The following is a 14,889-nucleotide window of genomic DNA, read 5'->3' on the forward strand; positions in this document are numbered from 1 at the left end:
ATCTGAGAGCAAAAACAGCGATCGCTCGAACTCAACTAGCCAAAATATCTATTGACTGGAACTAAGCTTAAGCAAAAATCATTTCATCTAAAAATGAAATCAGGATGAAATTCAATTAAAACTTTAGTAAGAGATCTTTATTCCTTCATCGGGTAGACGCAAAAATTGTAACCAAGCATTTATCCTGCATACAGCAAAAATCATCAAAAAAATCTTTAGGTCAAAACATGAACTTTGCAAATTTTGGGCAAACTTATAGTGAAGCAGCCCTAACTTCACTTGGCTTTTTTTGGAAAGCCTTATGGGCGTTTGTTCTCGGTTATATTATCAGTAGCGCTATCCAAGTTTTTGTTACTCGCGAACGAATGCAAAAAACGATGGGAAAAGCAGGCAAAGGTAGTGTTTTACTTGGTACTTTTTTCGGCTTTATTTCTAGTTCTTGTAGCTTTGCCGCTTTAGCAACAACTAAAGCTTTATTTAAAAAAGGGGCTGGTTTTGTCCCGGCATTGGCATTTTTGTTGGCATCGACAAATTTAGTAATTGAACTAGGTTTTATTATCGCTATCTTTCTCGGTTGGCAATTTGTTGTTGGGGAATATCTCGGTGGTTTTTTACTGATTGTTTTTACATGGCTAATTGTTAAATTCACGCGCCCGACACAATCAATTAGAAAAGCAAGGCGGCGGTTGCGGGAAAATGAAGGTGAAGATAACAATGAGGGCGAAAATGGCTCTGACTGGAAAGAAAAAATCCAAACTAAAGAAGGATGGCGAGAAGTTGCCAAAAAATACTTTATGGAATGGAAAATGGTCTGGAAAGATGTGACAGTCGGTTTTACAATTGCCGGTATTATTGCGGCTTTTGTCCCGCGTGCATTTTTCCAGTTTTTGTTCTTGGGTACGGGTAGCGAAAATCCTAGTTTCTTAGCTTTGTTAGAAAATTCCGTAATCGGTCCGGTGGCAGCATTTTTTACATTTATCGGTTCGATGGGAAATATTCCCCTCGCCGCAGTTTTGTTTAGTAATGGGGTTAGTTTTGCCGGAGTTATGGCATTTATTTTTAGCGATTTGGTCGTGTTTCCTGTAATTCGTATTAATGCTAAATATTATGGCTGGAAAATAGCATTTTATATTGTAGCTGTATTTTTTGCAGCATTGGTGGCGACAACTTTAGTTATGCACTACGGTTTTTCTTTGCTAGGAATTTTACCCCAAAATCCAGGAAGTGGTCCGACAGAAACTCAACGCTTTGCTATTGATTATACTTTTTGGCTCAATCTGGTCTTTTTAGTAATTACAGGGATATTAACTTGGTTGAATTTTGGGAGAAAAAAACAGCAAAATGGCAAAGATCAACACCATCATCAAGGTAGTGGCAATCAAAGCATCGTGGAGAAGGTATTATTTTGGTTAGCGATCGCTTCGTTTGTTTGGTTAACTGGTGGTGTAGTTATTTCCTTCTTTCAGTAGAAATGCTTATCCCAAGGTCGGCGTAGCGATCGCGCTAGATTTTACCAGAGTAGATAACGAGTTGGCTCAACACATCTTTATTTTCGGAAAACCTTGTTTCCGTAAGCTAGTATACGGGAATTTAATCTTTTAATTTAATTACTGGTTAAGTTTAACCATGCGATCGCATCGGAAGCCGGAAATCTTGGCTGTGAATCCACATTTTCTATAAGTACAAATGAACTTACTGGCTCCAGAAGATACACTTGTACTGTCACTATCTAAGCAAGGTCACTGTTACCAGCGCGTGCTGACAAAAAAAAGAATTTTGTGTTTAATTCAACCTTCGTTAGGATTATTGTCTTATATCTCCTTGGTCGCTTCAACTCATGTTCTTGTCCCTATTCATACCAGTTTCAAAGCTTTTAAAGGTACTGAACTTTTATTGAACACGATTGTCCGAGTTAAAAGAAAAGCTAATAAAAATCTTACGGTTGCCGGATTTTTACCCACACTCTATGCTAAAGTAAACTCTCAGGATTCACGGGCATTAAAAGCAATTAACGAACAAATGGCACTCTTTGGTTCAGTTTTGCCTCCGATACCCCGGAGTACCGCACTAGCTGACGCGGCTGAAGAAAGAGTTCCCTTGGCGCAATATCAGGCTAAACATCCAGCCGTTGATGAAAAATCGATTAGAAAAGAATTATCAAGGGACAAGGGATAACGTTATCCCTAAGCAAGAAATCGAGGTTATTGAAGAAACATTCGCTTCATTAGGGCTGATGGGATGGCGTTCCTTCGTGCAAAACCGCTTACCCTTGCTGAAATTACCCGACCAGATATTAGAGGCATTACAAAAAGGGCAACTGGAATATACTAAAGCTAGAGCGATCGCTCGTGTAAAAGATGAAGCACAACGAGAGAGATTATTGTCGGAAGCGATTGCTGGGGATTGGTCTCTTAGTCAAAAACCTACACCTGTCAGAGTGGCAACACTCCCCTCGACTCTACCTCTCGGCGGCCACCTTATTATTGATTCACTGCCCAAAGATTAATTCTTTGGGACAATTTATTGTTTGGAAGTCCCTAATTGAGATACTGTGATTGTTGTTGAGATTTAATGACATTAGTTAAGTAGTCATATTGTGATGGCAAAGTAGTTTTGAGGTAATTAGCTCTTTCGCGAATATGTTGAAATGCCTGGATAGCCTTTCGTTCATCAATATGATCCAAAGCTGGTAAACTTTCTAAAGGCACATAATTGAGTCCAAGCAGCATTACAGAATAAGAGTATGACTCGAAGCCATGATAATTTGGATTGATGTTTTTGTTATTTGGTAATCGAGTTTTCCACAGCCGCAATTTCTCGCGTAATTCTTCTGGAATAAGAATTTCGTGCTTAGTTGCTTTCCAGAATGGCGTATCTGCTCTGTCGCTTGCATAATAATGTATTGTTAAGAAGTTACGAACGCCATCTATGCACTCAGAAACAGCTTTGTTATAGCTTTTAATTAGTTCCTCATTAAAGGTTTTGCTGGGAAAGTGGTTGATCAACTCTTCAATACCATGTTGAATGAAGAATATGCCTGTTGATTCCAATGGTTCTACAAATCCACTCGATAGACCAATTGCAACACAATTCTTTACCCATGAATTGCGGTTTCGTCCCACCCGAATTTTAATATGCGATGCTTTGCAATTTTGTGCATGTGATCCTAAGTGCTGGCGAAATTCTTGTTCTGCTTGTTCTTGTGTAAGAAATTGACTGCAATAAACATACCCTGTACCAATTCTGCCATACAGAGGAATGTTCCAAACCCAGCCAGAACTCAAAGCGGTGGCTGTTGTATACGGGTTAATGCCCTCGTTTTTGATATCAGTTGGCACTTGCATAGCGATCGCACGATCACATAGTAAAGACTCGGAGAAAGAAATGAATGGTTCATTCAAAACTTTGTTAATCAACAAACCACGAAAACCAGTACAGTCTATAAATAAGTCTCCACTAATATTGCCATGCTCTTTAGTTATCAAGCTATTGATGCTGCCATTCTCTGTTAACTCAACGTCAACAACGTCATCAACAATCTGCTTCACGCCTCTTTGCTTTGAATAGTCTTTTAAAAATCTTGCCATTAGATTAGCATCAAAATGATAAGCATAAGGATATTGCTCCTTCAGGTCTGCCAAAACATTTTTCTTTGAAGGAACCTTATCAGAGAATAAATTTTGAACCTTATCATCAAAAACAGTGCCGTCATAATATCTAGGAGAACGTTGATGATCACATAGTAATGGAATTAAAAAGCAAGAATAATCGAACGGTTCTTGACCGCGCTTCATTTTCAGCCACCATTCTGCAATATCGAAACCTTCAACTGTTTCATATCTTTGGAAAGGATGGTAAAAGTGTCTGCATTGTGCATTCCAATTAACAAACTTAATTGCCATCTTGTAACTAGCATTGTATTTTGGCATCCATTCGTGTTCTTGTAAACCAAGAAAATCAAAGAATAGCTTGATAGTACTAAAAGTTGCTTCTCCAACTCCAATTTTTGTGATATCAGATGACTCAATTAGAGTAATATGGACATTTTTATCTAGAGCTTTACTTAAGTAAGCTGCTGTCATCCAGCCAGCTGAACCACCACCAAGAATTACAACATTTTGTAAACAGTTTGACATATATACAATCCTTTTTAAATCAAGATTTAAACTAAACAACGACAGCAACAGCCTTTCTTCCAAATCCTTAATCAGGATTATTAACGATTTGTTTAGGAATAATCATTGTTGCCGAAGGTAGAGACACAAGTTCACGTCCATCTTGTTGATTTACCTTAGAGGCTAACAGACCTAAAATTTCTTCGCGCTGTTGGGGGGTAAGTATGCCAGAATCAGCCTGACAAAAGAAATCCAATAAAGCTTTGCTACCAGGAGAAGCCTGTTCAAAGCACAGATGGACATCCATATACTCTGGATAATTTACTAATTCATACAACAATCCAAGTTCTTCAACAATTGTTTGCATTTGCTCCATTTGGAGCATATCAGCAAAACCCTGTCCTGTGAGAGCAGCATACTTAAAGATAGTCTCAAACATTACTGCTTCTCTGGTATCAAGAGTAATAACTAAGAAACCATCTTCCTTAAGCATTTCCAACCCTTGACGTATAATTTGCTTCTCATCATTAGGCATATGATACAAGCAGTGGGTATAATGAATGATATCGAACTTTTCATCTGTCTGAAACTCTTGGACGTTTATTGGATAAACCTTTAATTCAACGTCAGAGAACTCTGAAGTGTTAATTTTTTGTTCGTATCGTTGACGGTGTAAAGGGTTCGGTTCAACAGCTAAATAGCGCAGAGTGAAATCCTTTGGTAACTGTTGCTGAAGAAAACGTATTACCTGAACATCAAAATCACCCGGACCAGCCCCTACACTTAACACTGCTACTTGTGGAGGTCGTGGCTGGAAATATTTTGCGATCAAATCGAGAGCAACTTGGCGATTTATCAGCCAGTTTTGGAGAAAAACTTGATAGCCTACATCATAGGCTTCATAAAGTTTTGTTTCCAATTCAGTAGTGTAAGTCACAAAGGTTCTCCTAAATATTATGAGGTAGTACACAGACATCCCAAGCGTTCATTGATATTGCAATAATTTAATTTATGCTCAAATTATGAAATGAAAATATCACTTAGAGCTAACTAGAAGCTAATTGCTAGGAGATAGCCAACAACTGCACCTATTAAGTAAATTTGTTTTGAAAAGCCATTTGCCAACTTTAGAGAAGTTGTGCCAAAAATTTCACAAGCAATTGCTAAAAATAGAAAAAACCAGGACATTGAGTTAACTCCTAATTGATTATTCATAATTTATTGTAGTTGCCAATTTTTTTGAAACTCCTAAGAAGTTCCAAAAAATACTTTGCAGATTGGGAATAGTAGCTTCTCCAACTCCTATACGGGGAACAACCTTAGTTTCTACAACTGTTACTTTCACTTGAGGATCAAACGCTTTATTAAGATAAGTAGCTGTGCTCCAGCCTGCTGTTTCTCCTCTTACAATTAAAACCTTTCTAATAGGTGCATTTGATGCCGATTGTGTGATTGTCATTTTTGTTTGCTCCTTTTAGGCTCCATACGGTTCAGTTAAAGCTCAAAGTTAAGTAAATTATGGATTACTTTCAAAGAGGAATAGGCCGATTGTGTGACTCTCCAGCGATATTGAATAGGCCAGATTATCCAAATGGATAAAAGGATTTGAATTTGGTCATTATTGTTTTTAAGCTAGTTTGAACAGATGACGCATTTTTTCAAAAGCAGGGATACCAGAGTTGCCATCTAGCAACATATTAGCGACTGCGCGACCTATCAATGGACTAAACTTGAAAGCGTGTCCTGAACCACCACCAACCACAATTGCGCGATCGCTTTCAGGGCTAAAGTCAACTACGAAATTTCCACTATTGGTTAAAGTATAAAAACAAGGTTCACCATAATCTAATTCCCAATCAATATTTTGGATATTTGATTGAACAAGATTTTGTAGGTCTTCTAAGGAACTTGACTTGATATCATAAGGTGTTCTGGGGTCATAACTAGTAGGGGCTTCTACAACTTCATGACATACTTTCATCAAGTTCCCTTTTATTGGGGGTAAACCATAGTAACAATCTTGTATGTTGTTTTTGAGCTGTAATCTGATCCAGATAGGAAAGTTCTCATAGGAATACTGATGTTGAGAGTTAGAGGGTTTAAAATAACCTACTGTTTGCGGTATAACCTTGAGTATTGGTTTTGTATAAGGTAGTAAGAGTGATGTCCAAGCTCCTAAAGCTAAAACCAAATATCGAGCAGCAAAAGTTTCCTCATCTGTTTCAACAATAACTTTATCAGATCCAATTTCAACTTTCAAAACTTTTGTGTTTTCAAAAAGATCAGCTCCATATGATAGACAGAATTCTTTGAGTAATTCAATAGTGCTTCCAGCAGCAAGCACCCCCGAAGTGTCTTCTATTAATACTGTTGCTTCGTCAGGTATGATAATTTGGGTAAAGCGTTCTCGTGCTGATTCCACAGAAACACTCGATATACCTTCGACTCTATCTATTACAGATTCTGCATAATCATTAATTAAATCTGCTGGGGAACTGTAAAGACAAATAGGGCATGGATAAAACAATTGTTCGCCACTTTTCTCCTCTAAATGTTTCCAGTCTTCATTTAGTGCAGTATGATAAAGCGAACTATAGTCGGTATTCAGATATACCGCTCTCGCCATACGGGTATCACCATGAGAGCTTCCGCGATCGTGACCAAAAGAGAACTGTTCAATGAGAGCTAATGAGCCTACCTCTCGTCGTAATAGATTGTAGGTCGATGAAAGCCCGAAGATACCAGTTCCTACAACAATAACTGAAAATTCTTTCACGAGTTTTTAGTAGTGAATTGCTGTTAAGTAAAGAAAATCAAATCAAAAATATTCATTCTAGTTTTAGACTAGATGATTTGGAAATAAGCAACTTTTCCAATGAGAATTTACTGTCTCCTGTAAACAGATAATCAAGTGTATACACTGGAAGCAACAGTTAAATATTGGATACTAAATAGCTCCTCAGCGTCTGTCCAAACTTGTTTAACTTCCCAGCCTGCTTGAGCAGCTAGATTAGCAAACTCATTTAAAGTATATTTATAGGAATAGGCAAGGGAAATGGGTTCACCTACTTTAAACTCAAGACAATGGTTGCCAACATGAACCGTTTGTTTATCAAGGCTAACTAATTTCATTTCTATGCGCCCTAATTGCTCATTGTAAATACCTTTATACTGAAACTGATTAATCTTAAAATCAGCATTAAATTCTCGATTCATCCGCCGTAAAAAATTTAAAGCTATGGCTTCACTCAGACCAGCAGAGTCATTGTAGGCTGCATTCAAAACTTCTAGGTCTTTTTTCAAATCAACGCTGACAAGCATAGCTCCATTATCACTGCAAGTTTGTTTGATTTTATTTAAGAGAGTTATCAATTGTGGTTGATGCTCATTACCAATAGTTATTCCTGAGATAAAAGCTAAACGACTCTTAACTAATTTTGTGGGCAAGGGTAGCTCAAAATAATCGTGATAATTAGCACAAACTGGTAGTACTTCTAGATTGGGATAATTTGCTGCAATTTTACTGGCTGAATCTATTAAATACTTTTTTGATATATCAATTGGTATATAACCAGATATTTGTGGTAGACGATCTAGTAAAATACAAGTTTTCTCGCTACTACCGCTACCATACTCAATTAACAGACAATTTTCTCCTACCAAAGAGACAATCTCATCAATGTATTGCTCCAAAATAGCCATTTCTTGCCGAGCAGGATAATACTCAGGTAATTTGCAGATTTGAGCGTATATTTGTGAGCCATTCTCATCATAGGTAAACTCAGTATCAAATCTTTTTTCTGGCTGTTGCAATCCTAAGAGAATTTTCTCAAGATTATTATGCATTTGAGGTTCAGAAACATTCAGTTCAAGATTATGAAGCATAATTATTTACTCAAATTTATTGGCTGAAAAGAAGACTGTTCAAAACCCATCTATTAATGATTATAAGTAAGAATTAACTGTATATTTGATTAGTTCTTACTTTTATACAGTTAACTTAGCCTTAGCTCGGTTCATCAGTATCTCAATGCTATCATAGAAAAAGACTTTTTTTTCTATGACATCGTATGGTTACATTGCTTTATTGAATTTTTAGATGTCCTCTAAGCAATACTTTCCAGGAGAAATAATATTATTAGGATCTAATTGTTTTTTAATAACTCCAATCGTTTCCCAGTAAGTATCTTTCGGACGATTGCTAAAGTGATTCATTTCTTTAATGCTCATACGATATGGATAAATACCTATTTTTTCCAACTCCTTATCTAACTGCTCAGTCCATTGATGTGCCTTTGTTATTTCTTCTTCTTTTTTACGGTCAAAATATACTCTGAATAGTCCTTCAATAGCCATTTCTCCTATACTTACGAAATTATGAAAAGGTGTTACCTGAAATTCTTCAGAGACTTTATTTACTAAATCTATTACCTCTTTCATCGCCATAGCTTCAAAAGGTATTGCCGGTGTAACAGCTTTAAAACCAGATATTTTCTTACAAAAATCCACTTCATATTCTGAATTTTTAAAATCGAACTTATTCATTTCTCCCATTGTTTCAATACTGTAATTAGATGGGATGCCGTTATACAGCATTTGTAATATTGAATAATATCTATGTGCTGGGTTTTGTTCTATTTCACTGCTGTTCAAAAATAATAAATTATCGCAGAATTTTGAAATTCGTTTTTCAACTTCTTGTTGACACAAATTTCTCAGTTTTTCTGTTCCAGAAAAACTGAATATTGCTGACCAATCCCCTGTATAGTTGAATTGATTAGCAACAGTGGTTCTTGGGTCATTTTTATTAGTAACCATCAACCAATTAGGTACTATGTTACTTTCTTTTAGGTCGATAAAAGTATTTGTGAAGGCTACAAAGTTATCTTCTTTAAATTCTGCATATACAATAGTGCCTGGTGTACGAGGTTTAAGACGTACTACCATAGCAGTGACAATTCCTAAATTCGATTGTGTAAATATGCCTTTGATATCGGGGCCTACACCAGGAGGATGGAAAAAGATGGGTTTTCTTGTTTCATGAGAATCAAAGTAATGCCAAAAGCCTGTTCTTACTATTTTTCCATTACCTAATAATACCTCTAATCCAGTCAGAAAATCATAGCGATGATTAAAGAAAACGCTACCTCTATCTAAGGCATTTCCTACAATACTAGTGTTTTCAGCAGACCCAGTAGAGGGGAACATTAAATTTGTATTCTTCAGTAAATAATCAGATAATTGTTTTTGAGTAACTCCTGGCTCAATAATTGCATAGCGATACTTTTCATTGACTTCTATTATATTATTCATTTCACTAAGAATTACTAAAACGCATCCACTTTTTACGGGTAGTTTTGATCCGATACCCCAATTTTTTCCAGTACTTACAACATAAAGAGGTATATGATATTTGTTTGCAACTGCCACAATTGCTTGGACATCGTTTCTACTTGTAGGCTTCAATATAGCTACTGGAGGCTCATCTTGATATTCTGTAATGTTTTGCTTGTACTTTTCTCTTTGCTCTATAGAACTTTCAACTTTAGTACTGCCAATTTTATATTGCCATTCTTGAATTGCTTGTTGGTAGTCTTTCATGATTGGCTCCTCAAATAACTTAGGGAATAAATGCAATATAGTTGCATTTATAGTTTTTCTGTATTTTCTATCTTTTATGCTTCTCTAAAGCGCCACTCCAGAGAAGTAATTGGCTTAAATTGGACAATATTGAGAGTTATTGAATTTCCCCTTTTTTAAGGGCAAATAGGGTGTTATAAGAACGTTATCTCCCCCGAAAAAAATCGCTCTCCAATAATGCCTGTGCGAGTAGAACTTCAAACGAACGCCTTTAGCAGCCAATTGAGTCAAACGTGGAACCAGAGCAAAGCACTCAAATCAACTGAATGCCATCGATTTCTACCAGGCTTGCTTCGACATCACTGTCCGAAATCTCAGCAAATACGCGATCACTGCTGCTGCTAATCCGACATAGGTTCCAATCCAAACTCCCGTTCCAGCTAGGGGCGTGTGAAATCCCAGCAGATAACTCGTTGTCAAACCAATTCCCCAATAAGCCGCTGTTCCCAACAGCATTGGAATTCGAGTATCCTGCAAACCTTGTAGAACGCCATTTGCTGTTCGCTGTATGCCATCAATGATTAATCCGAAGGCAGCGATCCTCATCAGTGAAATACTAATATTCAAAGCATCTGCATTGGCTGGATTATTGACATCGAGATATAGCCCGATGATTTGATTAGGTAGCGTAAATAGCACGATTCCACCAACCAGCATGAACAATACTACTAATCCAATACCGACCTGTGCCGCTTTTTGAATCTGCTTTCCATCCCGCTGTCCAAACCACTGCCCGACCCGAACGGTTGCCACAAAAGACATCGCCAAGGAAACCATGAAGAGAACAATCACGGTTTGCTGCACCACCTGATTCGCTGCCAGGAAAGGTGTTCCAAGTGCCCCCATAAAAAAGCTAACTACTGTATATAATCCGTACTCCAGTACCGCAGCAATACCGATTGGCACACCCACCCAAAGGAGTTGCTGAACAATTTTCGGCTCTAGGCGATGCAGCGTTTGGAATAGCGAATACTGGCGCAGTGGTTTGTGCCAAAGCATATAAGCCAGTAGCGACAAAAACATAATCCAGTGAGCACCAATACTCGCTACGGCTAAACCCGCAATCCCCATTTCGGGAAACCCCAGCTTTCCAAAAGCCAGAACATAGTTACCAACCGCATTAAACAGCGTTGCACCTAGCACAATGAACATGATCGGACGGGCTTGTGACAGTGAGATAATGCAGCCTCGCAGGGTGGCGAACGCGATCGCCGGAAATAACCCCCATGTCATCACATTTAAGTAGGTATCTGCAAGCGTAACCGTCGTTTCAGCTTGTCCAAATTGACGCATCAAGCCATCCAGATGAGCAATGATGAGTATCCCTGGAATGGATAGCAGCAGCGCAATCCATAAGCCCTGGCGAGTTAATCTCCCAATCCGTTGAGCTTGTCCGGCTCCATAAGCTTCCGCAACCAGTGGACTGACCCCAGAGATTAGCCCTATGCCAGTCATCATGAATGCCATGAAGATAATGGTGGCTAATCCACCTGCTGCAAGCACGTCTTGTCCCAACCGGCCCATCATTACGGTATCCACGAAGCCAGTTCCAGCCTGAGCAACCTGGGCAGCCGCTAGGGGAATGGCTAACTTCAGGAACTCCTGAGCTTCTGCTTGAAAGCTCGATCGATTTGGAATATATGTCATAACACTAAACTCAAATGCTAGAGTGAAAATGCTAGAGTGAATTAATTGGGCAACAAATTTCGCTCGGATTAATTCTCTGTTTGTATGGACGTTCAATAAAGCGTTTCGAGGCTCCAAAGACAAAGCCATGAACACAAGAAAACTGCTACTGCAAATTCAATCGCTGAATTTGAGCAGAGTGAACGAATGAGTCAGTGTCCAAAAGATTACAAAATGGTACATACAAAGTACTACTTACACAGCTTGCTAAAACTGTGAAACTTCAGAGAATTTGCAAGACAAATCTGGCAAATCAACTAAAAGAGTGATTAGCGAAGACGAAAAAGCTGACTGAATGGATCAGGGTTGTGCCAGCGTTAGAGCGGTTTCGATGACTTGCGATCGCAACGGCTCCTGCAAGGGTGCAAACCCATGCAAATTGGTTAACCATAAACCGTCCATCGCCAGTCGGATCATCGTCGCGACTTTTGGATCGAGTCCACTAGAAACGATTTTGTTGTGACAATTTTCCCAGAAATCCCGCATTGGCTTGAGCAATTCAGGATTCGTAAAATTTGCAGCTAGCAAGTTAAAGTGAAGCTCGTAATTTTCCTGATCGTCCAGTGCCGAGGCTCGAATATAAGCTCTTACCCAATGACCTGGCGTATCGGGGGCTGGCTCTCGTGCGAGTTCATCATTTAATGTTTCAACAAACTTATCTAACGCCTGCTGAATCATTGCGGCAATTAAAGCCTCCTTGTTGGGGAAATGATGCAATAGCCCGCCCTTACTCACGCCTGCTGCGTTAGCAACAGCATTCAGTGTAAGTGCCTCAACTCCTTGGCTCACGACAACTTGATTGGCAGCCGCAAGCAGTTCCCTTGATTGAATAGACTTTGAGCGTGAGCGTTTCGCCATGAGATTTAAACCTAGATCTTCAAACTACAGGGAAGTGAGACCAGAAAAAGGTTTTGTTCTGCTATGTTGCCATACTTGCCTCCATAAAGCTCCCACTTCAACACGTTCCCAACCCTAACTCGAAACCTAAAACCGTCTGGTTGGTCGGATGATAACAATGTAACGTCTGGTTGGTCGGATGTCAAGATAAATCTGTAGTTTTTTGAACAGGGGCTTGAGGCTGCGAAGTTGCAACGGTGTAGTTCCAATAACGCTTCGAGAGGCAGATGCTCTACACCCATCCAGAAGACGTGCAAAATGCAGTGGAACGGCTGGTTCAGTTCCTTAGTCCAGGAATGCGATCGTGAATTGACTGTCATTGGTAACAAGTTAAAAATAAGTGCATTTTGTCAATACGTCCAAATATAGAAATAAGTTTATAAAATAATGATATCTCTCTTCTGTCACTCAGGGAGAGGTAAAATCAAGGCTAAACCTCTCAACCCCTGATGGCGTGTATGGTTAAGCCGAGAAATCCCGCTCCCACAGTCAGATTTATAGATACATATGCCTAGAGTGACAGAAGAGAGATAGAACCCACATTCCGCACGACAAAATGTAGTGCGTTGTGTGTCAAGTCGGGCTAAGTAGAAATACTTAGTCAAGAAGACAAGAAAAATCTGCGAAGAGGTGTCAAAATTAAAACAGCAGATTAAGATAACATGGCAGCTAATCTATGTCCATTGAAGTCAGTAACTTAGACCACTTAGGTCTGGTAGCGGGAATCATTGATGAAGTTGGTATCGTTGAAAAAATCAATGAACTCATTCCCACTCATAAAACCGAGAAAATTAATACAGGTCAAGCAGTCAAAGGAATGATTTTGAATGGATTAGGATTAGTGTCATCACCATTATATTTATTTAGTCGTTTTTTTCAAGGAAAAGCCACAGAACATTTATTGGGAAAAGGAATTAAGCCAGAATATTTGAATGACGACCGCTTGGGAAGAGTATTAGATGAACTGTATCAAACTGGATTAAATCAAGTCTTTATCTCAATTGTGCTGTCAGCCGTCAAAAAATATCTTATAGAAGTAGGAATAGTCCACTTAGATTCGAGTTCATTTCAAGTAACTGGACAAGATCAAACCGAATCATCCCAATTCCAAGAAGAAGAGCCTCAGGTTGTAAAAATCACCTATGGCTATTCCAAGGATAATCGACCAGATTTAAAACAATTCATGATGAATTTGATTTGTAGCCATGATGGAGATGTGCCATTATGGGTGGAAATTGGCAATGGAAATGACTCAGACACCAAAGAATTTTCTCGGCTCATGAGGGAATACAAATCCCAATTAAAATGGGACAGTCTTATCGTGGTAGATAGCGCATTTTACAGCCAAGAAAATCTTCAATTAAGTCAAAGCATTTCTTGGCTCAGTCGCGTTCCAGTTACAATTAAACTAGCCAAGAAACTGATTGAAGAAATCACGGCTGAAGAACTTCAACCCAGTCATTTCAAGGGATATCGCTATAAAGAACTAGAGAAAACCTATGGCGGAATTCCGCAAAGATGGTTAGTAGTTGAAAGCGAGAAGCGTCGCGAATCTGACTTCAAGAAAATCGCCAAAAATCTGGTCAAAGAAGCCCAGGAAGCCGAGCAGAAAGTCCGACAATTAAGCCGTCAAACTTTTGCTTGTATTCCTGATGCTAAAAAAGCGTCACAAAAATTATTGAAAAAATCTAAATATCATCAGTTGACAAATATTGAAGTTGAAGTAATTCCCTCTAAAAAAACGTCAGATTTGACTCAAAAAACTGAGTATCAAGTCCGAGGGACTGTCAGTTTATGTGAAGAAAAGCTGAAACCAATTCGTTCGGCAGCCGGACGATTTATTATTGCTACGAATCTCCTTGATGAGGAAGTCTTAAGTGCAGAAGAAATGCTATCTAAATATAAAGGACAACAAGGCGTTGAGAGAGGATTCCGTTTTCTTAAAGACCCAATGTTTTTGACAGATAGTGTTTTCTTGAAATCTCCGATGGCGGATTGAATCTTTAGGATTAATTATGGGATTATGTCTGTTGGTTTATACTCTGGGTCAACGGCAATTACGTCAATGTTTACAACGCCGCCAAGCGACGGTTTCTAATCAATTAGGTCGTCCGACTAACCGTCCGACTTTACGTTGGATTTTCCAATGTTTTCAGTCAATTCATTTGTTAGTTGTTTCCCCAACGGTTGAGGTTTCTAATTTGACGGAAGAGCGTTTATTCTTGTTGAAGTTTTTTCCACCAGCTTGTCAACGCTATTATCTACTGTCTTAATCAGGATTTCTTTTCTAATCAAAATTTATTCGTTATTCGGAGGTAGTTCGATACTACCAAGGCACTTTCTGTGGGAATTTTGCTGCTAGAATGGTCGTTTTGGCTCATCAACTAGACAACTTTTTCCGAAATTTAGGCGCTCGCGATCGCCGAATACCGCGATCGCTTCTGGCTCAGGTGAAGGTCATGCTTGACACACAACGTAAGACATTTTGTCGTGCGGAATGTGGGTTGACACACAACGTAAGACATTTTGTCGTGCGGAATGTGGGATTTAG

General features: G+C 38.8%; 13 protein-coding genes and 1 pseudogene. 5 read left to right on the plus strand and 9 right to left on the minus strand.

All coding sequences use genetic code 11. From position 1 onward, the window contains the following. The first annotated feature begins 227 nt into the window (after nucleotides 1-227). The 3 genes from G3T18_RS23875 (at nucleotide 228) to G3T18_RS23885 (ending at nucleotide 2,506) form a co-directional block, all read left to right on the plus strand. Entirely contained in the window at nucleotides 228-1,469 is a 1,242-nt protein-coding gene (locus G3T18_RS23875) for a permease (RefSeq protein WP_224413097.1), read from the plus strand. A 217-nt stretch (nucleotides 1,470-1,686) separates the two neighbouring features. After that, nucleotides 1,687-2,175, plus strand: a complete 489-nt coding sequence (locus tag G3T18_RS23880) for a ParA family protein (protein ID WP_224413098.1) — start codon at nucleotides 1,687-1,689, stop codon at nucleotides 2,173-2,175. After that, nucleotides 2,132-2,506 carry a ParB/RepB/Spo0J family partition protein gene (locus G3T18_RS23885; protein WP_224413099.1) on the plus strand — a complete coding sequence of 125 codons (375 nt, stop codon included), beginning with the start codon at nucleotides 2,132-2,134 and terminating at the stop codon, nucleotides 2,504-2,506. Before G3T18_RS23880 ends, G3T18_RS23885 begins: the two co-directional genes overlap by 44 nt. Nucleotides 2,507-2,537: 31 nt before the next feature. On the opposite strand, the gene G3T18_RS23890 is transcribed toward G3T18_RS23885, so the two are convergent. The 9 genes from G3T18_RS23890 to G3T18_RS23930 all read right to left on the minus strand — a co-directional run bounded on the left by G3T18_RS23890 (nucleotide 2,538) and on the right by G3T18_RS23930 (nucleotide 12,299). Beyond that, nucleotides 2,538-4,136 carry a tryptophan halogenase family protein gene (locus G3T18_RS23890; RefSeq protein ID WP_224413100.1) on the minus strand — a complete coding sequence of 533 codons (1,599 nt, stop codon included), beginning with the start codon at nucleotides 4,134-4,136 and terminating at the stop codon, nucleotides 2,538-2,540. A 67-nt stretch (nucleotides 4,137-4,203) separates the two neighbouring features. Next, nucleotides 4,204-5,052, minus strand: a complete 849-nt coding sequence (locus G3T18_RS23895) for a class I SAM-dependent methyltransferase (RefSeq protein WP_224413101.1) — start codon at nucleotides 5,050-5,052, stop codon at nucleotides 4,204-4,206. A 113-nt stretch (nucleotides 5,053-5,165) separates the two neighbouring features. Next, nucleotides 5,166-5,330 (minus strand): DMT family transporter, encoded by a 165-nt coding sequence (locus G3T18_RS23900; RefSeq protein WP_224413102.1) that lies wholly within the window; start codon nucleotides 5,328-5,330, stop codon nucleotides 5,166-5,168. Then, nucleotides 5,323-5,574, minus strand: coding sequence for a tryptophan 7-halogenase (locus G3T18_RS23905; protein WP_224413103.1), 252 nt, complete (start codon nucleotides 5,572-5,574; stop codon nucleotides 5,323-5,325). The genes G3T18_RS23900 and G3T18_RS23905 overlap by 8 nt, the downstream gene beginning before the upstream one ends. A 168-nt stretch (nucleotides 5,575-5,742) precedes the next feature. Further along, nucleotides 5,743-6,891 (minus strand): FAD-dependent oxidoreductase, encoded by a 1,149-nt coding sequence (locus tag G3T18_RS23910; protein ID WP_224413104.1) that lies wholly within the window; start codon nucleotides 6,889-6,891, stop codon nucleotides 5,743-5,745. Nucleotides 6,892-7,022: 131 nt separating this feature from the next. Next, nucleotides 7,023-8,000 (minus strand): L-histidine N(alpha)-methyltransferase, encoded by a 978-nt coding sequence (gene egtD / locus G3T18_RS23915; RefSeq protein WP_224413105.1) that lies wholly within the window; start codon nucleotides 7,998-8,000, stop codon nucleotides 7,023-7,025. Between the two features lie 210 nt (nucleotides 8,001-8,210). After that, the gene (locus G3T18_RS23920) at nucleotides 8,211-9,716 is read right to left on the minus strand and encodes an FAD-binding oxidoreductase (RefSeq protein WP_224413106.1); all 1,506 of its coding nucleotides are present in this window, start codon (nucleotides 9,714-9,716) and stop codon (nucleotides 8,211-8,213) included. A 318-nt stretch (nucleotides 9,717-10,034) separates the two neighbouring features. Continuing rightward, the gene (locus G3T18_RS23925; protein WP_224413107.1) at nucleotides 10,035-11,402 is read right to left on the minus strand and encodes an MATE family efflux transporter; all 1,368 of its coding nucleotides are present in this window, start codon (nucleotides 11,400-11,402) and stop codon (nucleotides 10,035-10,037) included. A 339-nt stretch (nucleotides 11,403-11,741) separates the two neighbouring features. Beyond that, the gene (locus G3T18_RS23930; protein ID WP_224413108.1) at nucleotides 11,742-12,299 is read right to left on the minus strand and encodes a TetR/AcrR family transcriptional regulator; all 558 of its coding nucleotides are present in this window, start codon (nucleotides 12,297-12,299) and stop codon (nucleotides 11,742-11,744) included. A 715-nt stretch (nucleotides 12,300-13,014) separates the two neighbouring features. On the opposite strand from G3T18_RS23930, the pseudogene G3T18_RS23935 reads away from it, so the two are divergent. Both G3T18_RS23935 and G3T18_RS23940 read left to right on the plus strand, forming a co-directional pair. Further along, nucleotides 13,015-14,611 (plus strand): annotated as a pseudogene (locus G3T18_RS23935) (IS1634 family transposase). Nucleotides 14,612-14,701: 90 nt separating this feature from the next. Then, the coding region (locus G3T18_RS23940; protein ID WP_224413109.1) for a hypothetical protein at nucleotides 14,702-14,889 on the plus strand (188 nt) is incomplete at its 3' end.

It is taken from the genome of Oscillatoria salina IIICB1 (genome assembly GCF_020144665.1).
Classification (GTDB): domain Bacteria; phylum Cyanobacteriota; class Cyanobacteriia; order Cyanobacteriales; family SIO1D9; genus IIICB1.